The 20,543-nt window shown below is 61.7% G+C and carries 14 protein-coding genes and 1 pseudogene; 1 reads left to right on the top strand and 14 read right to left on the bottom strand.

Going from position 1 to position 20,543, the window contains the following annotated elements; translation table 11 throughout:
- Positions 1–2: 2 nt before the first annotated feature.
- Complete coding sequence (locus NVV90_RS17290; RefSeq protein WP_258438474.1) at positions 3–1,283, bottom strand: sugar ABC transporter substrate-binding protein; 1,281 nt, start codon at positions 1,281–1,283, stop codon at positions 3–5.
- A 271-nt stretch (positions 1,284–1,554) separates the two neighbouring features.
- Here NVV90_RS17290 and NVV90_RS17295 point away from each other — a divergent pair, with 271 nt between their 5' ends.
- Entirely contained in the window at positions 1,555–2,661 is a 1,107-nt protein-coding gene (locus NVV90_RS17295) for a LacI family DNA-binding transcriptional regulator (protein ID WP_258438475.1), read from the top strand.
- A gap of 66 nt (positions 2,662–2,727) precedes the next feature.
- Here the strand turns inward: NVV90_RS17295 and NVV90_RS17300 are convergent.
- The 13 genes and pseudogenes from NVV90_RS17300 to NVV90_RS17360 all read right to left on the bottom strand — a co-directional run.
- Positions 2,728–2,994 (bottom strand): annotated as a pseudogene (locus NVV90_RS17300) (cupin domain-containing protein); the annotation flags it as partial.
- A gap of 197 nt (positions 2,995–3,191) precedes the next feature.
- Positions 3,192–4,247, bottom strand: a complete 1,056-nt coding sequence (locus tag NVV90_RS17305) for a hypothetical protein (protein ID WP_258438477.1) — start codon at positions 4,245–4,247, stop codon at positions 3,192–3,194.
- Positions 4,248–5,044: 797 nt separating this feature from the next.
- Entirely contained in the window at positions 5,045–7,642 is a 2,598-nt protein-coding gene (locus tag NVV90_RS17310; RefSeq protein ID WP_258438478.1) for an aminotransferase class I/II-fold pyridoxal phosphate-dependent enzyme, read from the bottom strand.
- 307 nt (positions 7,643–7,949) lie between these two features.
- Entirely contained in the window at positions 7,950–9,140 is a 1,191-nt protein-coding gene (locus tag NVV90_RS17315) for a serine hydrolase (protein WP_258438479.1), read from the bottom strand.
- A gap of 77 nt (positions 9,141–9,217) precedes the next feature.
- Positions 9,218–10,858: a biotin carboxylase gene (locus NVV90_RS17320; protein WP_258438480.1), complete on the bottom strand. Its 1,641-nt coding sequence runs from the start codon at positions 10,856–10,858 to the stop codon at positions 9,218–9,220.
- A 154-nt stretch (positions 10,859–11,012) separates the two neighbouring features.
- Positions 11,013–12,527 carry an amino acid permease gene (locus NVV90_RS17325; protein ID WP_258438481.1) on the bottom strand — a complete coding sequence of 505 codons (1,515 nt, stop codon included), beginning with the start codon at positions 12,525–12,527 and terminating at the stop codon, positions 11,013–11,015.
- Positions 12,528–12,599: 72 nt separating this feature from the next.
- Positions 12,600–13,544: a glutaminase gene (locus NVV90_RS17330; protein ID WP_258438482.1), complete on the bottom strand. Its 945-nt coding sequence runs from the start codon at positions 13,542–13,544 to the stop codon at positions 12,600–12,602.
- The gene (locus NVV90_RS17335; RefSeq protein WP_258438483.1) at positions 13,541–15,139 is read right to left on the bottom strand and encodes a CdaR family transcriptional regulator; all 1,599 of its coding nucleotides are present in this window, start codon (positions 15,137–15,139) and stop codon (positions 13,541–13,543) included. The genes NVV90_RS17330 and NVV90_RS17335 overlap by 4 nt, the downstream gene beginning before the upstream one ends.
- 771 nt (positions 15,140–15,910) lie before the next feature.
- Complete coding sequence (gene allE / locus NVV90_RS17340; protein WP_258438484.1) at positions 15,911–16,714, bottom strand: (S)-ureidoglycine aminohydrolase; 804 nt, start codon at positions 16,712–16,714, stop codon at positions 15,911–15,913.
- Between the two features lie 43 nt (positions 16,715–16,757).
- Positions 16,758–18,143 (bottom strand): cation:dicarboxylate symporter family transporter, encoded by a 1,386-nt coding sequence (locus NVV90_RS17345; RefSeq protein ID WP_258438485.1) that lies wholly within the window; start codon positions 18,141–18,143, stop codon positions 16,758–16,760.
- Between the two features lie 221 nt (positions 18,144–18,364).
- Positions 18,365–18,850: an SRPBCC domain-containing protein gene (locus tag NVV90_RS17350; protein WP_258438486.1), complete on the bottom strand. Its 486-nt coding sequence runs from the start codon at positions 18,848–18,850 to the stop codon at positions 18,365–18,367.
- Positions 18,851–18,863: 13 nt separating this feature from the next.
- Entirely contained in the window at positions 18,864–19,196 is a 333-nt protein-coding gene (locus NVV90_RS17355; protein WP_258438487.1) for a helix-turn-helix transcriptional regulator, read from the bottom strand.
- A gap of 80 nt (positions 19,197–19,276) precedes the next feature.
- Positions 19,277–20,326 (bottom strand): hypothetical protein, encoded by a 1,050-nt coding sequence (locus NVV90_RS17360; protein ID WP_258438488.1) that lies wholly within the window; start codon positions 20,324–20,326, stop codon positions 19,277–19,279.
- Between the last annotated feature and the right edge of the window lie 217 nt (positions 20,327–20,543).

Below are 20,543 nucleotides of genomic sequence, written 5' to 3' on the forward strand. Positions count from 1 at the left end.
GTTCAGCGGCCTGTCCCGATTGAGTCGGCCGTGGACTGCAGTTCCTTGAGGGCCGAGGCCGGGTTTTTGCCGGCCTTCACGATCTGTTCCAGCTGGGTGTCGGCAGCGGCAGACACCTGGGTCCAGGTCGGGAAGGACGGCGGGGAGTTGACGTCCTTGAGCTGGTCGCCGAAGACGGCAAGTTTGGAATCACCGGAGAGCGAGGGGTCCTTCCATGCAGACTGGGATGCTGGCAGGTCCCCTGTCGCCTTGTACCACTTGACCTGGATGTCGGGCTTGGAGAGCCACTGGATGAACTTCCATGCCGCGTCCCGGTTCTGTGATTTCTTGAAGACGACCAGGTTGGAGCCTCCAGCGAAGGAGGTCGCCGACTTCTGCTTCGGAACCATGGCCACCTTGTACTTGTCGGCGAATCCCGCACCGCCGGCCTTTTCCAGCTCGCCGATTCCGGACGGACCGCCGATCCACATGGGAACGGATCCGTCGACGAACGCGGACTCGGCAGCACCGGCACCGGTGGCAGGGCTCTTGTCGGCAATGCCTTCGGTGAAGAAGCTGTTGTAGTAGTTGAGGGCTTCAGCGAGCTCGGGCGTGTCCAGCGTCCATTTGGTGCTGTCCTGGTTCACCAGCTGAGCCCCGCCCGACCAGACAAACGGGAGAATGCGCTGGAAGGAGTCCGCTCCGCCCGCGGGGAGCGCGACTCCATACTTGGCGCCGGCCTTGCTCTGGAGGTCCTTGGCCAAGGATTTGAAGCCAGCCCAGTCCGTGGGGAAGGTCTCATGGCCGGCCCTTGCTGCAAGATCGCTGCGGTAAAAGACCACATTGGCGTCCACGTACCACGGGACGCCATACCTGGTCCCGCCCACGTCGGTCGACTTCACCGAACCGGGAAAGATGTCGCCGGTATCGATTGCGCTGGGCGTGGGGTCGAAGGCATCGCTGAAGTCGCTCATCCAGGTGGTGCCCATCTGGGCGATATCAGGGGTGGTGCCCCCGGCGATGGCCGTCTGGTATTTGTTGTGGGCGGCATCCCAGGGGATGGCCGTGACGTTGACCTTTACGCCGGGATTGGCGGCCTCGAATTCCTTTGCCAAGGGAGGCAGTGCGGCGCCCTCGGCACCCTGCGCCCACACCGTGACTGTTCCGGTCGCGGGGCCCGAGGCAATTGGGGATGCTGATTCGGTGGATCCGGAACCGGGTCCGTTGTCGCGTCCGCAGGCAGTCAGGAGCAGGGCAGCGGCAAGGCCGATGGCGGCTGCTTGTGTGGCTTTGGGATGGAGCATCTTAGGTGCCGGCATCTTTGGCGCCGGCAGGTCTGCTCGTTTCTTAAACATCATTGTTCCTCTCAAAGGAAGGGGAGCGGAGAGCACAGGGGCTGCTGTTCGACGTCGACGATCGGCCCGTGCTCAAAATTGTACGCGCATACATTTTGCTGTGGCAAGGGTCACGTCCCCTTTTATTTCAGGGATGTATGCGCGTACAGTATGTGTTAGCCTCGGCGATTGGCCGGGCAACGTGACCTCGTGGTCAAACGCCCTCGGGGAAGGGGATTCTGTGTCTACCAGCACCACGCCAACGGTTTACGACGTCGCGGAGGCTGCAGGCGTTTCCACGGCCTCCGTCTCCAGGTTCTTCCGCTCCCCGGACAAGGTCCGGCCTGCCACGCAGGAGGCAATCCGCAAGGCAGTCGAGACGCTCGGCTACATCCCGAGCGGCCTCGCACGGGGCCTGGCCGAGCGCCACAGCGGCGTCGTCGGCATGTACTCGTTCAGCGGCCACGAGCCCGACGAACTGGCCATGCCAGAGCAGCTCGACGAGGACGACGTCCCCCTGGTCCGCGAATCGTCGACCAGTCCAAGGCTCTACCCGCTCTTCGCCGACGAGGTGCTCCGCGGCGTGGAACTCGAATGCACTGTGCGCGGCCTCCCGCTCGCCGTTGGCTGGCAGAAGCTGGACTCGGGCGGCGTGGCCCTGGATGAGATCGCCCGTCGGGTGGACGGCCTCGTGGTGCTCCCCCACGTGGTGTCCGAGTCAATGCTCGTCCACCTGGCCCGGACCAAGCCCATCGTCCTGGTTGCCCAGTTCCCGGAAGACCCCGCGGTCATGTCCTCGGTGACGGTCAACAACAAGGCCGGGATGCGCCGCCTCGTCGAGCACTTGATCGAAGACCACGGGCACAGGAGCTTCTGGTTCGCCGGGCCCGTCGATGACTACGACCGCTACGCGCGGCACAATGGGTTCCTTGACGCTCTCGAGGCAGCCGGTCTGGCCGCCCCGGACGGCACTGTCCTGGGCGGCACCACGGGCCGGTCAGACGCACGCGAAGCCGTCGCAGCGCTGCTCGCCGATAAGGCAGGCCGCCCGGCTTTGCCCGACGCGGTCGTCTGCGCGAACGATCAGACCGCCCTAGGCGTCATCGAGGGCCTCACCGCGGCCGGGGTCAAGGTTCCGGAAGACGTCGCAGTCACCGGGTTCGACGGGATCGATGCAGGCCGGTTCATGCAACCGGCGCTCACCACGGTCCGCCAGCCCATGGACCTGCTGGGCCGGGTCGCCGTCGAGCTCCTGAGCAAACGGATGGCCGAGATCCCATCGGCGTGCGAGCACAGGGTCCTTCCTGTCCAGGTGCTCCTTCGGGAAAGCTGCGGCTGCACGCCATAGATATCAGCAAAGAACGACGGCGGGAGGTTCCCGCAGTCGCTCTCTTGCGCTGGCCGCCAACGGCTCCTAGCTGAGACGGCACTGACGGTTGACCGCTTTGTATTGGAGGTAGCGGAACTGTTCCGGGCCGCTGACATAGCAGGCTTGCGGGCAAAAGGAGTGCAGCCGGAGAGAGTCCCCTGCGTCGACTTGCACCCAGTCCTCGTTGAGCTTGTAGAGAGCGCTGCCCGACAGGACGAAGATGCCGCGTTCCATCGCATGCGTTTCGGTGGAGGGAATGGTCCCGTTGGGTTGGATGGTGACGATGTCGACGTGCATGTCGTGGGCGAGGTTGTTCGGGTTAGAGACCATCTCTATCGTTCAGAGTCCCCTCCAGACAATCCGCGCCTACGTGCGACTGCCAGAGCACGGTTTCGGCACCGGGTGTGAACCGCTCCCCGGAGTCAGACCCAAGCCCGCTTCCGGGGAGCGTTCAGCGGCCAAAAGGATTCCCGGCATGGATCCTCGCTGCCACAGTGCAGCAGCGGCAGTCAGGGCTGCGCGTAGACGTAGGACTTGAGTGAGGGTTCGGACGTGGCGTGTGGGTATGCCACCAGTTCGGCGAGGACTGTGTTCCAAAGGTCGACGTACTTGCCTGGGAACGTCAGTGCGTTCACTCCGGGCATGAGCAGCTTGGTGCACGTCGTCAATGGCACCCGTGCAGGGTTTGCTGGACCGGCGTGGGTCAGCGCGTCGGCGGCCAGGGCGTACGCGACCGGGTCATACGTTCCCGTTGCGAGGTGATCGGCCACGTTCAGCGGACAGACGTCCTGGAGGGCGACGTTGGTGATGCTGCCGCCCCCGCCGTGCAATGACGTAGTGCCGGAGTCGCTGAGATTGGGCGTCACGAACTGGTCGGTGTGGGAGTAAATGTTCGTGTAAGAGATGCCGGCGAAGGTCTCCTGGTGGGAGTTCGTCGCTTGCGCGAAGGCGGAGTTCAGGCGCTGCTGCTGAAGGGCCGGTGCGCAGCCCGGCGCACACATGGCGTCCACGGTCAGGCTTCCGTGATTGGTCGCGCCTAGGGCAACGACGTCGTCGACCATGTCCCGCAGGTCGGGCCAGAACCGCAGCGCAAACCGAGGAGCGAGGCCGCCCTGGCTGAAACCGAGGACGTCTACCTTCCGGCCACTGGTTGCGCTGATCTCCCGGATAGCGTGCACGATGTATTCCGCCGAGACCTGGATGTCCGTCATTCCGTCCTCAGGCAGGGCGACGGAGCAGTACGGCCAATCCAGCTTGTCCAAGGCGGGGAACCAGTTCCCGTCGAAGTTCGTGTCCGGGTTCAGCGTGGTGCCGTGGATGAGCAGTACGACATCACGGCTTGCGCCCGTGACGTCGCCAGTGCACTCCAGGCTCTCCGCCAGAAGGTTTTGCGGTACCGAGAACGCTGGCCCTGGCTGGTCGATCGGAGCGAACGAAGCCGCGGGCTCATCGGCAGCAGATGCGATACCGCCCGGCGCCAGAGCCAGCATCGCAGCCGACATCCCGGCGGCAACGATGCCGCGAAGGGTCTTCCCTACGGTTGATGCACTGTCATTTCTTTTCATATGCAATCCTTTGCTGGTTGTGACCCAACACCCCCTCTCAGCAGGGGCGTTGTGGGTTGGTGCTTGCCACCCCCGCGATTTGGGGGGCAACGGGGGTGGCAGCGTCTTTAGGTGTTCGCGATCAGCCAATTCCATCCTGGAAGCTAGTGCGGTGTGGGCGGCGCCTGGTGCTTGTTGGTGCCCGATGGCGGAGCCGTGGATGGTCATTCTGAGAGCTCGTGTGTTTCTCCGAAGGGGATGGCAGTGCTGAACGCTACTGTGTAGTGGCGCGCGCTGTGGCGGGTGATGAGGATGCCGCCCCGGTGCCCGGCGGGTAGTGATGCCGCGATGAGGGTTGCTTCTGCCTCCGCTAGGAGCGTGGAAAGCTGCGTCCGCGCGCTGATATGAACTTCAAGTTCGGTTACCGGCTGTGTTGAATTCATTCTGTTCTTTCGATACTGCAGGCTGGCGTGTCGGCGTACCGCTTCGAAGTGGTTGAGCAGGTGGCTGGTGCTACGTCTGCGCTCCGGGCTCGACCCATATCTCGAAGCCGTGGGCTGCCTCGAAAAGTGCTCTGCGATGGACACCTTCGGGTGCAAGCCAGATAACGGAGGAGTCGGGCATGGCGTTGTCCACGAGCCCCGTCTGAACTTGTTCGCCCGAACGCCGGATCTCTACCCGTTTTCCTATCAGCTTTGTCCAGTCCGATACGAGACGTGTTTTCACTGTTGTAGCCTTCTGCGCTATGAGAGAGGTCATGCCTTCATGACCGTGAGTTGAGTGTGCTTTTATCCGGGGCAGTGCCTCGGGACCCTTCTCTAGTCTTTGAACACCAGATAGCCCTGATCGGGGTTGAAGCCATGGATCTCGCGGGTGTCCAACGCCGCCATGAACTCCAGGGTCTGGGTGGTGATGACCTGGCCAGGGACCAGGATGGGGAATCCTGGCGGGTAGGGCGTGACGAAGCCCGCCGACACAACCTCGGTTCCGCTGTTGATCTGCGCCGAAAGCTCGTCGGGGGCGACGTAGGCGGTTGCACTTGGGCGGTAGCTTTCAAAGAAGGCTGTCCGGATGTCTCCGTCCGGAGTGGAGGCCCCTTTACGGAATCGGGCGGCAAAGCTGCTGAAGTCCGGCAGTGGCGGCGTGGCTGTCGCCGGGCCGGTCGCTACGATCGTGGGGGCCCGCCCGCTCAGGATGCCGGGAGTCTCGTTCTCGAAGGTTTCTGCGAGTTTTACGAGAACCTCGATCAGATACGCCACGGCGCTGCGGCTGGTGCCGATGTTGGTCATGAAGAGCACGCTGTTACGCGAGGTCTTGTTGACTTGGATGCCGTGTTTGTCCGCCAGATACTGATGGCGGAAGGTGTCGCCGTCGACCCCGGTGCGGCTGATGTCCAGGGTCAGCCGGCTGGGGTCGACAACGAATTCATCGTGTTGCCATGCGCGTTCGAACGTTGAATAGCCGTCCCGCAACGGCATTGGGCTGGTGGAGATCCGGTACTGGGCGGGGACCAGGTCGTGGGTTGTGAGGACCCGGAAGTATTTCTTTAGAAGCGCGTTCCGGGCGACTGCCTCGGCCAGGCTCGTGGCGAGGTCGGCCTGCCTTTGCACCAGACCAAATCCTTCGAGTTCCACCTGGCGGCGGCCGATGTCCAGGGACGCCAGAATCTGGTAGTTCGGTGATGTCGAGGTGTGCGTCATGTACGCTTCGCGGAACGACTCCTGATTCATCTCCCTGAAGTCTTGGTCGTGGACATGGATCATCGACCCTTGGCGGAGCGATGTCAGGGTCTTGTGCGTGGATTGGGTAGCGTACACCCGAAGTTTGACCTTCCTCGGATCCGGTATCAGCCGGGTGCTTAGCCAGAGCTCATCGTCTGCATATTCGTTTGTCCCGGGATTCTGGAGAAGGGCCTCCTGTTTGGCGTGCCGGGCCGCATAGGACGGATCGCTGAAGGAGGACGTAAGCTTCCGCGCCGCTGCCATCGCGGTTCTCCGCCGGTAAACCGGGTGGAACCCTGCGAAGGCGAACCAGGCTTCATCCCAGAGGAAAACAAGGTCCGGCTTGATGGCCAGACATTCTTCCATGACCCGTTCAACGTCGTAGACGATCCCGTCGAAGGTGCAGTTTGTCAGAGTGATCATCTTGACTTCATCCAGGCGGCCTTCCCGCCGGTAGTCAAGCAGTCGTTGCTTGATGCTTGTCAGCGGGACAGCCCCGTAGAAGGCATACTTATCCAGCGGGTATGCGTCCAGATATGAGACCTGGGCACCTGCCAGTGCGAAGGCATAGTGATGGGATTTGTGGCAGTTCCGGTCGACCAGGACTATATCTCCGGGAGCAAGGATTGACTGATGCACGATCTTGTTCGCAGTCGATGTTCCATTGGTGACAAAGTATGTTCTCTCGGAGCCGAACGCGCGTGCCGCCAGATCCTGCGCACGCTTGATGGACCCATGCGGATCCAACAGCGAATCCAGGCCGCCGGATGTTGCGGAGGTCTCAGCCAGCAGAAGGTTCAGTCCATAGAAGTCGGCCATGTCACGGATCCAGGGGGAGGTGCCAACTGAACCTCCGCGGGAAATCGGCAGAGCATGGAACACGCTGGAGGGACGACGGCTGTAGTTCTGGATAGCGGTAAAGAACGGCGTCTCGTAGCGCTCAGCGATGCCCGAGAGCAGCGACAGATGCAGGTCAAGATGATCCTGTCGGCGGAAGATCCTCCTGAATCGGCGGGTCAGGGCGCCGGCCAGCGTTTCAATTGAGACGCCTGCCACCAGGTACACGTCAAGTTCCGGGCGAAGTTCGGAGATCCTTTCGGCCAGATCAAGGATGCGCCCTATTGGGCGCATCCCTTCAAGCCGCTCACTGACGTGGCCGCCGAGGAACGTGCGAAGGTCACGTCCCAGCGGTTGTTTGCTGGTGACCTCAAAGCCGGGTCTGAGGATGCAGGCCTGAATGTCGCGGTTCAACAGCAATGCCACGAGTGCGTCTTCGTAGCTGGAGACCACTGTGACCTCGTAGTTGAAAGCATCGGTGGTCCGTCGTTGGGCGTACATATCGGACTTGAGGGCGTCAGCTTCCTGGCCCGTGATGTCATCCACGAGAAGGACCTCAAACCGTGGTCTGGAGACATTCTCATGCCCGTCCCCCATGTCCGGCTCATGTCCCTCTTGCGGTCCTCGGCTGCTGCTCTGGGCTTCAGCCGCCGACCCGGAAGAAGGCAGCTGAGGTGCCACCGACGCCAGCAAATCCACAGCAGTCTGGAAGTCACCTGACGTCACGGCCTCCTCGAGCCTCGCCACTGTAACCACCCCGGGAACTGCCCAGTACGGTTCAACCGCCCTCAGCAGCCCAAGCGCTCTCTGAACTTGGTCTTGCAGGCTCGCTTGGGAAGGTTTGGCGGCACTTCCCATGTTCAGCTGCTTCAGGGCATACCCCAGGAATTCCCAGGCATCGGCCCGGACGCGCCAAGCCCTGCTTGGGGTCTTGACTTCCTTGCCGGATGTCTCGTTTGTCATGTCTGTATCCGTGTTCTGTTTCTCGAAATGGCTGCCCGCATCCTGGGCAGCGCGAATGGTCGGATGTGACCGAAGGACGCAGTCCGGTGCAGGCCTGGTATCTGGTCATTTGTTGCCCTGCACAAGGGAGAGGGCCGGTGGTGAGCAAGACTTCCAAGGCTTGAGCAGCCAGTCATGCACGCCAGCCCTCTCCCTAACCGGCCTAATGTGCTCGTTGTCGGAGCCTGGCGGTGTCCGCGGCAAGAGTGGCTGAAATAGCGTCAAAGGCGCGCAAGGTCGAGAAGAGTTTCGCCGCGTCCTGGGGCAGCGGCCAGCTGGATAGTTTCGCGGCCACGACGCGCGCGGGGCGGTTGATGTAGATCATTTGGCCGTGGATGCCCAGACACAGCAACACGTCGTTGCCCGGGTAGGGGAACCAGATCTGGTTGCGGTACATGCCCCCGGGCATCCGGTTGTCACCCGGACTGCAGAGGAAGGCGTCCCTGGAGTCGACGGCACCGTTGAGCGTCTCTGCGATCCAGCCCGGCGAAAGGATCCGTTCATTGGTCAGAGAAACGCCATCGTTCAGGAAGATCGAACCAAACCGGAGCATGTCGCGCAGTCCCGCGTTGATTCCTCCGTCAAACATGCCGGTGCCCACGGGGTCGGTGCCTATCGTAGCGTCCTCCTCTGCACCCATCCTGCTCCAGAGGAGCCTGGACATGAGCTCGGGCATGGGCTCTCCCGCGGCTGCTTCACAAACCCAGCCAAGGACGTCGGTTTCACAGGAGCGGTATTCGAAGACTCCTCCGTGGAAGGTCTTTTGCCGCAGGGTCTGGAGAAACCCGTACAGCGTGGTAGGTAGCCCGGGGTCCATTCGTGGTGCCCAGCTGATAGCCTCCTCCAGGAGTCGGACCTCGGCGAAGGGATCAAGGTAGTTCTCCGAGAACGCGATGCCGGATCTCATATCCAACAGATTCCTGACTGTGGCACCGGCGTATCCCGACCCCGCCAAAGCGGGAACGTATGCAGTTACGAGGGCGTCTGTGTCGAGGACTCCCTCATCTGACAGCGCACCGGCAACAGTCCCGACGAGGGTCTTACTGACCGACATCAGAATGTGCGAAGACCCCGCTGTCATGCCCCCTGCATATTCTTCAGCGATGAGGTTCTCTCCGTGCATGACTGCCCAGCCGTCGGTATTAGTGGCATCGATGACTTCGCGGATGGTGGCCGGTGCCCCGTCGTGCAGGGGCGGGACACCGATGCTTTCCAGTGCGGAGCCTAGTGGCCGCGGTTGAAGAACCGCGACTGGGCCCCTTCCACGGGAAATGACAGCCGTGGGCAGGAAATCAGCCATGTGCTGGAAACTCCAATGCAGATACTGGGTTGACTGCCAGTTTTCCAGGTTCATGCCTACCGGGTATCCGGCTTCAGTTGTGTCAGACATCCGTTCTGCTAACTCCATCAATCCTGTGCTTGAAACTGCATTCACTGAGACTTCACGCCCTGGGACCGCTTCGGTTCTGCGGCGTCGGACAGCGCAACCCCGAGGTAGCGCGATCGTATCGAGTCGATGAGGTGGCGTGCACGGATGGTCAACGATGATTGTCCGTTGGTGTCGCGTTGCAGGCGTCCCTTGGTCACCAGAACGCCAAGGTCGGCGCCTTTCCACCGGTAGTCCCCCGGGCCGTAGATGCGCAGGAAGAAGGCCTCGGATTCGTCCTTGAGCTGGTGCCAGTCAAGTGCGGCACGCCGGAAGACCAGCGCGCCCGTGGCGTCCAGGAAGTACTGGCCTGTCGGTGGGGTTTCCACGAGTTGCTCTACGACCGGCGATGCTTCCTTTATGATCATTTGGCTCCATGTGTCTCCACCGGCCAGGTCCTCCCAGCGTTGGTTGATCTCATCGACGTCCAGGACGAAATCCACGTCCATGTATTCGAGCAGGTGGAAGAGGAACAGCGGGATGTCAGCGTAGGCACCGGCGGTGACGTTGGTGATCGCGGAGGCGCCGCTGATCCGGGGATTCAATTCACCCAGGTAGACCTCGTCTTCGTCGGTGTCGATGAGTACGTCGACTTCGAAGAATCCCCGGTAGCCCTCTTCGCCCAGCCGGTCGCCGAGCCGGCGTACAAGCTCCGTTGCCTTGGTTCTTTGGCCGGGCGTGAGGACCTCGGCGTGCATTTCGTTCCCGCACCAACCGCCCCGGTACGGGGTGAGCTCCGCATATCCTGTCAGCTCCGTCAGGAACGGTCCTACCACGGTACCGCACCGGGTGATGACGGCTTCGACGGCAACCGGCAGGTTGTTGATCCTGCGCATCACCTTCAGTTCCTGGCCGATAATGTCGTCTTTGTTCTTGTCCCAATCTGCTTCGCAGGAAATGAAGAACGTAGTCTTCCCGGAGTCCCCATAGGGTGTCTGAACGACGAGATCCTCGCCGAGGCCAGCAGCCTCGGCTGCTTGGACAAGTTCGTCCCAGTCGTTGGCTGTGGTCAGGACGTTGGGGACACTTGGTGCGCCGGCTTCGTCGCCCAGTTGCGTGGTCACGATCTTCGAATCGAGGCGTTCGCGCAGGCTCGCCGGGGGCAAGATAAGGTCGTAGCCGAGTTCGGCGCAAATCGCTTCGGTTTCTTCGTTGAAGAACACCATGGCCACCTTGGGCCTGACGCCAGGGAGAAGGCCTCGCGCCATGTGCGCCCGGACTTCGGGGTTGTTCAAGAGCCAGTTGTTAATGGCCTCGCCGTCTTCGAATTCGTGGTACGGCTTGTATAGGGGTGAGAAGACCTTGGGGTGGGCTCCATCCCATGCGTCGTAGTAGGTCACGTATGAGAAGTTCCGCACCCAACGGTCCAACCCGAGCAGGTTGAAGGGCGTGGCCCCAATGAAAAACACCGGCACATCATTGGTCCGGAAGAAGTGTCGAACTTCTGAGATGTTCTCCAGCCCTCGCCCAGATGCCAGCCTCGGGACAGCTTCAGCAAACGCAGCATCCGTGCCGACGCTGATTGCGGGGGTTTCGTCGGCGGCCACGTGGTGGGAGTTCGCTGCTGCAGGAGCGGCAACTCTGGCAGCAATTGTCGCCGGCGTGGGGGTGTTGTTTCCTTCTGCGCCGTTGGGCATGTGCTTCATGGTGTTACCTCTTGGGGGTTTGGGAGCGAGATTTTGAACAAGGTGTTGGTGCAAACCATCGCTGGCGGTGCCGGCCGGCTTGCGGGACTGTGGCGGGCCCCCGACGGCGGCTGCTTAGGACGTGGTCCGTTCAGCCACTTTGTGAGCCGGTTTTCTACCGGAGGCTTTGTCGGTTGGCGATCACAGGCGCTTCGCCTGTGTAGCCTTCCCTGGCTGCTGCAATTTCATGGATCTGCTTGCGGCAAAGGAACCAGCCAAGCACCATGAGTCCGCAAGCGACGGCGGTGACCACCATGGTGAGCGGGGAATCAATGAAGACGATGACGAGGATGCCCGCTAGAAAGAGCAGGGACAGGTAGCCGGTATATGGGGCACCGAACATCCGGAAGGTCGGACGCTCGAGCCATCCCCGGTCGGCCCATCGCTTGAGCTGAATTTGGCACAGGACGATGGCGGCCCACATCACGATGATCCCAACTGCAGCCACGTGAAGGACGATTTCGAAAGCATCGTGGGGGACGAGGTAGTTCAACGGAACCCCGAGTAGGGAGACTCCTGCGGTGATGGCGATGCCGCCGTAGGGAACGCCGGCCTTGTTCATCCGTTGGGCGAACTTCGGGGCTGAACCGGCCATGGACATGGAACGCAGGATCCGGCCTGTTGAGTAAAGGCCGGCGTTCAGCGAGGACAATGCAGCCGTGAGCACTACGAGGTTCATGATGACGTCTACTCCTTGGACGCCGATTGAACCGAAGAATGTGACGAAGGGACTGACGCCCTTCTCATACGAGGTGTAGGGAAGCAGCAGGACCAAAAGCAGGACCGAACCGACGTAGAACAGACCGATGCGGTAGACGACCGAGTTGATGGCCTTGGGCATGATCTTTTCCGGGTTCTCTGTCTCGCCCGCAGCAGTGCCCACCAGTTCGATTCCGGCGTAGGCGAACAACACACCCTGCATCACCAGGACCATGGCGAGCAGGCCGTTGGGTAGCATGCCGCCGTTGTCCGCGATGAGGCTGAATCCAACGTCCTGGCCGTCAATCGGGGTGCCGAAAATGACGAAGTAGGTGCCAACGAACAGGAACGCCACGAGTGCCGCGACCTTGATGAGGGAAAACCAGAACTCGAGCTCCCCGAAGACCTTCACCGAAACAAGGTTCAGGCTAAGGACCACAACCAGGGCGATAAGGGCCCACGCCCACTGCGGAACCGCGCCCATCCAAGGGATGTACTTGCCGAAGAAGTTCATGTACAGCGCGGCGGCGGTGGTATCTACGATGGTGGCCATGGCCCAGTTGATCCAGTAGAACCAGCCGACGACATAGGCTGTCTTCTCGCCGAAGAACTCCCGGGCATAGGAGACGAAGGACCCAGAGGACGGGCGGTGGAGCACGAGTTCGCCGAGCGCGCGGAGGATCAGGAAGGCAAAGAACCCGCAGATTGCGTAGGCGACGACGAGCGAAGGGCCGGCGATGTGCAGCCGTCCACCCGCGCCCAGAAACAGGCCTGTTCCGATGGCGCCGCCGATAGCAATCATCTGGATCTGGCGGGGTTTGAGGCCCTTGTGGTACCCCGCTTCCTCTGCGTGAATAAGCGAGTCCGAGGCGTGTGCGTGACCGCCGTCGGTCAGGTGACCGTCTTTCTGATCACTGGTATTGATGGACATTTGATTCCTTTCGGTTTGAAGCAAAGAAGCGTGTGCATTGACAGGGCCGATCGAAATCATGGCGGGCTCTTTTCAGAACACAGACCAGCCAGTGCGGTCAGTGAGGTCAGCGAGTGCAGCCATTCCGGCCAGCGAGTTGCCCTTGGAGTCCAGCCGTGGACTCCAAACGCAGATGGAGTATCTCCCGGGGACGATGACTAGGATTCCGCCACCAACGCCGCTCTTGCCCGGGAGCCCGACCCGATAGGCGAACTCTCCGGCGGCGTCGTACATGCCGCATGTCAGCATGATGGAGCAGATACGTTTTGCTTGGTCCTTTGACACAACGGAGCCGGCTTCCCCACGTCCGCCGCGCGCCAGGAACAGCCCGGCCTTCGCCGTCTGTTCGCAGGTCATCATCACGGAGCACTGCCTGATGTAGGACTCGACCACCGCTTGGGCTGGGTGGCGCAAGTTGCCAAAGTCCTTCAGGAAGTGCGCGAGAGCAAGATTGCGGTTGCCGCTGGCGAGCTCGCTTTGGGCCGCCGCTTCATCAATGAAGGGGCCAACCCCGACAGTCGACTCCCCCACCTGCTCCGCGAGGAAACGCAGGAAGTGGCCCGCGGAGTCCGGGAAGCTCTCCATTAGATGATCGGTCACAACCAGTGCGCCAGGGTTGATGAAGGGGTTTCGAGGAATCCCGTGCTCAACTTCAAGCTGCACCAGGGAATCAAAGGAGGTCCCCGAAGGCTCGCGAAGGACTCGGGACCACAGCGAGTCCCGGTCATCCACGCCGAGTGCCATGGCCAAGGTGAAGACCTTGGAAATGCTCTGTATCGAGAAGGGGATGCCGGCATCGCCGGCGCTGAAGATCTCTCCGGTCGTGGTGGCGACGGCGATCCCGAACCGGTCGAACGGTGGAGCGGACAAATGCGGAATCCTGGCGGGGACCGAACCACGTTCATTCCGCGGCCTGTGCAGCTGGACAATGTCGTCCAGCACGACTCCCAAGGGGACCGAATCGATTACTGTAGTCATTTCTTTTCCGCTTGCTCCTTGTACTTATCCGCCCACTCCTGAACGTGAAGCAGGGCAACCAAGGAATGGCGCGGATCAGTGAAGTCCAGGCCGGTAATCCGTCCGGCCTTGCTGATCCTGTAATAGACAGTGTTCTTATGCAGATTCATGCGATGCGCACATGCGGCGACGTCCAGTGAGACCTCGAAATACACGCGAAGCGTCTCGGCCAGATCACTGTCCTCACGAAGGAGGGTCCAGAGCGCGCGGTGACGAAAGGCCGACGCTGTGAAATCTGCCACTGCCTCGTGGAGGAGGATCTCCGCCTCGAAATCGTCTTCGGTGGCCACCGAAGCGTCCCCTCCGCGGCGCAGACAGCGCAGTAAGGCCTCGGTTTTCGCGATCGTCGAGTGAACCGACAAAAGGTCAGCAGCGAGTGGTCCAACTGCTGCAAACGGGGAGATCCCCAAGTGCTTGGTCGCATCACCGACGATGGCCTCCGCCAGGATCCGAAGCCCAGCCTTGGCGTTCTTCGGCTGCAGTCCCGGGAGGACGACAGCGGTGTCTCCCCTGAATTGCCCCACGATGGCAGACGCTTTATAGGCTGCCGCATGTATGGACGCCAGATTGGCAAGTTCGCCGTGCTTGAGTGCCGCATCGTCGGCCTGTGCGGCCTCGGCCGAGATTCCTATCAGGATCAGGGCTGCGGGGAGATCCGCAGGCATCTTCTCACTGTGGGCACAGGCCGCGGCTTCCGCAGGGCCGGACAGGATACGAACGATCCGGTCCTCCCGCATCGGTAACGCCTGATGGTTGCGATACCGGATCAATTCGGCCGCCGCCCGCGTGGCCGAGCCGCTCAGAACATACTCAACATCCTGACCAAAGCCCTCCCCCGTTTCCTGAAGCCAGATGTACCCCATGATGCGGTGGCCCGCGAACAATGCAATGGCAACGCGTTCCCTCAAACCGTCCTGTGGCCTGGCAGGTACCCGAACAGTCGCGCGAGTCCGGTGCAGTTCGCGATAGGCGCCGAGGTCTTTGAGCAGCAGTTCATATTTACGCGGACCCCGCCGCGCCAGTATCGATGCCTTGCGGAGTTCATCGATGTCATTGCACACAGTGGAGTACGCGAGCACCTTGTTGGCCGCGTCCTCAATGACGACATGGCTGGACGTCAGGCGCGCAGTCGTTTGAGCTATGGCAAAAAGGTCCTCCTCGAGCAGCGTGAGAACTTCACTCTGGTAGCTGCGCGGCTGGATCCTGGCATTGGCAATGGAAACAAACCGGTCCCAGTCCGAATCCGGGTCCACCAGCAGAAGTCCAGCCCCGGTCTCCCTTAGAAGTTCCTCCACTTCTGCCACCTCCTCGGGCCGGCCCTTCACGGCCAGCACCAGCGGCGGATTAGCAAGAAGCCGGCGAACAGCAGGCAAAACGGAGCGGCCGCGAACTCCCACCAACAGAACCAATGCAGCCCGGACGTCCCTCGTCTCGTCATCGGCGTCGACGATCAGCAAACGCTCAATCCGATGGACGGGACAGGTGGGGTGAAGAATGAGTCTGGCGCAACCCGGCGGGAGATCCGACAGGATGTCGTCCACAGTAGCTGTCGCCATGGGCTTCCTTCTGACAGTGCATATCCGGACGGCACCGTCCGGACTCACAACGTTACTTAGAACACATTCCTTGTTCTTGTGTCCCGGTTCTAAACTTTTTGGCTCATTTTCGGTCCTCGAACCAAAGCGCTCCTGGGAGGTTCAATGGCGGCGGTATAACCATGGCCTTGGGCTGAAAGCATGCTGGATTGCAGAGCATTTCTTCAGGTGGATGGGTCGTCTGCGGGAACTGTCAGGGCCTAGAGTGGTTCGCGTCCTGTACCTCTTGCTTTGCGTGAAAGCGAAGGACAGCAGTGGCTAGAAAACAATGCGGACAGTGAATCCGTTTCCCGGAGCCACCGGAAGGTTGCATTGAATGATGCTCTCTTTGAGTCGGCGTCCAGTCGTTCCGGATCGCGGGTGGTTATCTGGGGAATGGCTGTGGCTTTCAATCGCTGGAAATGTGAGTGGTGGCCTTTTGTTTTCTGGTCGGATGATGGGTTTCACCCCCACACCAGCGTCAGGAATTGGCCGACGGAACGCGCCTGGGTCTCAGGCGGTCCCCAACTACAGGCCATGCGCTGTCAGGCTGTCCGGCTGTCTGACAGGTTCATATAACGAGAATCGCAGCCCCAGTTGTGAGCGTCAAGACATTTCCTCAGATGTCGGCAGCGGCGTTCAGCCGCCCCTCCCCCAACTGGTCACCAAGTAGCCTCAGCAGGCACCAAAACAGCAGAGAACGACGGCGGGAAGTTCCCGCCGTCGCTCTCTTGCACTAGCCTCCAACGGCTCCTAGCTGAGACGGCACTGACGGTTGACCGCTTTGTATTGGAGGTAGCGGAACTGTTCCGGGCCGCTGACATAGCAGGCTTGCGGGCAAAAGGAGTGCAGCCGGAGAGAGTCCCCTGCGTCGACTTGCACCCAGTCCTCGTTGAGCTTGTAGAGAGCGCTGCCTGACAGGACGAAGATGCCGCGTTCCATCGCATGCGTTTCGGTGGAGGGAATGGTCCCGTTGGGTTGGATGGTGACGATGTCGACGTGCATGTCGTGGGCGAGGTTGTTCGGGTCGACAAACTGTTTCGTGCTCCGGACTCCGTCGCTTCCGGCTTGGACCGACGGTGGTACGTCGCGCTCCCGCGTCACGAAGGAGGTGGCACTCTGGCCCTCCAAGGCAACGTACGCTTTGCGGATCCAGTGAAACCGTGCGGTCTCGTGCGATGAATTGTGGACGGTCCAGTCCGCGCCGGCAGCCAGATATGCGTAGCTGCCTTCCTCCAATTCGTGCGTTTCACCGTCGAGTGTCAGCTGCAGCGTGCCGCTGGTCAGGAAGACTACGGCTTCGACGCCGGGTTCGAGTTCGGGGCTGTTGCTCCCGCCGCCGGGATGGACTTCAACGCTGTGGTGCGTGAACCGGTCAACGAATCCCTTCATGGGGCTGGCGACGACCCAGGCGCGGGTCTTTGTCCAGCCCGTCAGCTGGAGGACGGTGGTGTCGCTCGACGCGCCGTTGGGAACGAGGGCGTAGGCAGTTTGGAAGGCGGTGGTTTGGCGTTGCCGGTGCCTCGGGGGCACAGTGGCGTCATGGGTGGTGCGCATGGGGTGCTCCTGGCAATCGTCGGGGAGGTTCCGGTCTCATGGCTCACCGAGCTGCCGGGACGGCGGTTTTGTCCGGCTGCGATTCGGTCCGCTCCGCTCCGGACGTGTGGCCAGAAGGCTCCTCGGTGACAACGTCTTGCCGGTTGAGTACGGCGAGCATTGCGTCGCGGTCGAATTGGCCCTCCCATTTGGACACCACAAACGTCGCTACGCAGTTCCCCAGCAGGTTGACCACCACGCGCATCGAGTCCATGAGCCGGTCGGCTCCGAGCAGCAGCGCCACACCTGCCACGGGGAAGATGCCCAGCGCACCAGCGGTTGCGGAGAGTGCCAGGAACGCGGAGCCGGGAACTCCAGCCATGCCCTTGGAGGTCAGCATGAGAATGCCGAGGGCTGCCAACTGCTGTCCGAGGTCGAGGTTGTGCCCAAATGCCTGGGCGAGGAAAAGGAGGGAGATCGAAAGGTATAGTGCCGCGCCGTCAAGGTTGAAGGAATACCCGGTAGGCACTACGAGGCCCGTGGTTGCCCGGGAGCACCCGGCATCGGTCAGTTTCGTCATGATCCTCGGAAGGACGGATTCCGTGGAAGCGGTGCCCAGCGCCAGCAGGAATTCTTCGCGGGAGTATTTGATGAACTTCCACAGTGGAACCCGCGGGTAGACCCAGGCCACGATGAACAGCAGCCCGATGAAAACGAGGGCTGAACCGTAGCAGGCAGCGATCAGAAGCGCGTACGTGCTGAGGGAGCTGAGGCCGTATTGGCCGATAATGAAGGCCATGGCTCCGAAAGCGCCAATGGGTGCAACGCGCATCACCCAGGCCATGATCTTGAAGAACAGCTCGAGGGTGGTCTCCATGACGTCGATGACGGGCTTGCATTTGTCTCGTCCGACCACCACGATGGCCGCGCCAAAGAAGACAGAGAAGCACAGGACCTGAAGCAGTGTGTTGGACGCGAAGGCGCCGATCACGCTGGTGGGGATGATGCCCAGCAGGAACTGGCCGGCGTCCTTGGGCGGCGCCGTGCTGGTCTTGGCATTGAGCGCGTCTTGCGAAAGGCTCGCGGGGTCGATGTTCAGGCCTGCACCGGGCTGGACAATGTTGGCCACCACCAGCCCAAAGGCCAGCGCAAAAAGGGTGGCGCCGGTGAAGTAGATCAGGGCCTTGACGCCTACCCGGCCGACCGACTTTACGTCCCCCACCGCCGATATGCCGGTGACGATCACCAGGAAGATCAACGGGGCGATGATCATCTTGATGAGCTGGATAAAGCCGTCGCCGAGAGGGCGGAGTGCGGATCCAACGTTCGGCCAGAAGTAGCCGATGCCTATCCCGAGCACGACAGCAACCGCGATCTGGACGAACAACGACTTGTACAGGGGCTTCTTCACCGCGGGGAGGGCAGCGGAGGGAGGTATGGGGATCTTCATGGCGGCGCCTATCTGTGTGAGGCCACGCAGGAGTCGCGGCCGAGGTCACAGACGACGCTATGGGCGGCTTGTTTCGGCCGCGCTACGCACTAGCGGCGCTGATGTAAATAATGGAAGGCTAGTTCCACGAAGCGGAAAAGTCACAAGCATCAAACGGCAGGGAACGACGGCGGGAGGCTCCCGCCGTCGTTCCCTTGCGTTAAGCGCTTCTTGAGTTGGTACTACTCAGCCAGGAGCGCGTCGATCTGGCCGATGGCCTCACGAAGGCCTTCTTCCATGCCCATCTCGGACATCTTCTGGAGCTGTTCCTCCGATTCGAAGCTCGTGGAGATGGTCATACGGGTGCGGTCGCCGAGCGGCTCGAGCTTCACAGTGGCGTGCGTGACTCCCATTTCGTCCACGGGTGCGCCCTGGTCGTCGGCGAAGCCGTCGTCGAACTCAAGGTGGTCAGGCGCGTTGACGGTAGTGAACTTCCACCAGCCCCGGGCCGTGGTCCCGTCGGGGCCTGTCATGTAGTAGGCGGCCTTGCCACCGGGGGTGAACTCGTGGGTTTCGAACGTGGCCGGCCAGGTGGGCGGTCCCCACCAGCGCTCAAGCTGGCGCGGGTCCTCCCAGATTCTCCAGACGCGTTCCACGCCGGCCTCGAATTCGGCAACGACGGTGAGGCTCAGGGCCTCGGCATTCTTGTCCACGCTGACAACAGTCATGGCAGATCCCTTCCTAATCTTCAGCGAGAATTTCCGCGATCCGGTCGGCACGTTGCCGCCAGATCATTTCGAATTGATCCAACAGACGCCGGGCCTCTTGCAGTCCATCATGGTTCCCCCGCACGATCTGCTCCCTTCCGCGCTTCTCCTTGGTGACCAGGGAAGCCCGTTCCAGCACCGCCACATGCTTCTGGACGGCGGCGAAACTCATGGCGTAGAGCGCAGCGAGACCGGATACCGAATACTCGCCCACCGTCACCCGGCGCACGATGTCCCGGCGGGTGGCGTCGGCGAAGGCCTGGAAGAGGCGGTCGGCTTCCGCCTCACTGAGCTGATCTACAACCATTTGGTTGTACGATATGCCCGCGGACCGGGGATGTCAATGGCTTCAACCCTCGTCGACGCCGCCGCCTTCCACCCTTGCCGCTAGCCGGTGAAGGGGACCTTTTCCCAAGACAGGATGTCGGCACCCTTGTCGCCATTTCCGGCCACTGTGAACCGGACGTAGTTGGTGGCGTTGGCGGAGCCGTCCACGGTGATCCGCTGCAGATCATCGGCCGCTGCGTCCTGACCGTAGACCTCAAGCCACGGCGATCCTTCGGCCAGCGGCTGGTTTTCGGCGAAAACGTGGCTGTCACCGTTGATGAGGTACACGGGACCGTCGAAGCTGTTGCTCTCCTCGATGAGGGTTTCCACAATTTCACGGAACCCGGAGACCATGCCGGGGTTTGCCAGGGCGGCGTCCAGCAGTGAAGGGTCGAACATGTCGGCCTGGGTCATGAGGACCACGGCCCGGTCGTTGCGGCGCGTGGCGTCACTGAACGTCTCCCGCAGCTGGGCCAGGACGGCTCCCGTGCGGTGCTCCACTTCGGCCAGCTGCTCCGGTGTTGCGGCGGCTTCGCCGAGGCCGGTCCACGGAAGGAGCGAGTTGTTGCTGCCCTGGACATTGATCACCGAGAAAGCCACGCGGTTCTGCGTGAAACGGACATTTTCGGGCAGCCCGAGGTTTTCCTGGGTCTTGAGGGGCATCGTGGCCCCCATGGTCTTGCCCGGTTCACTGAAGAAGACCTCGCGCAGCTTGTCCAGGCGCTCCAACGGGTTGTACGCGCCGTTGTTGGTCCGGTGGCAGTCCACCCATTCGTTGTCGCCGGGCGTGAAGATCAGCGGGTGCTCAAAGGTGTCGAACTCGGCCCGGATGTGCTGGAAGTATTCATCCGAACAGACTGAGGAACCATTCTTGATATCGCCCACGTGGGTGACGAATTTCAGTCCGCTATCGGCATTGATGTCCTGGATCCTGGCGGGGAACTTCGCGATTTCAGCGGCGCCATAGGGGATGTCGCCTATGACGCCGAAGCTGAACGCCTGCTGCGCGGCAGCCGCATCGTCCGCGGCAAAGGCGGGCTGGATTCCGGTGCCGACGCTGGCTGCGATGAGAGCCGCTGCTGCGGCGGTCTGGAAGCTTTTCAGGCGCATGAGGGAGTCCTAACTCGGGTTCTGCGGTGATTCCGCCCATAAGGGGTGAACGGGTGCGTCAAAAGACTTCCCGCCGCGTAATAACGCGCAGCAGCCCTGCGGTTTCGGCGCAATGAACAACCAGTGAGATGTCCCTGGTGGATGACGTGCGCACGTTCTTCCGCGGCCTGCGCTGACCCCGGTAAGGCCCAGGCCGGGCCCTGGTGCGGCAAGGCCC

The organism is Arthrobacter sp. CJ23 (genome assembly GCF_024741795.1).
In the GTDB taxonomy this organism is placed as follows: domain Bacteria; phylum Actinomycetota; class Actinomycetes; order Actinomycetales; family Micrococcaceae; genus Arthrobacter.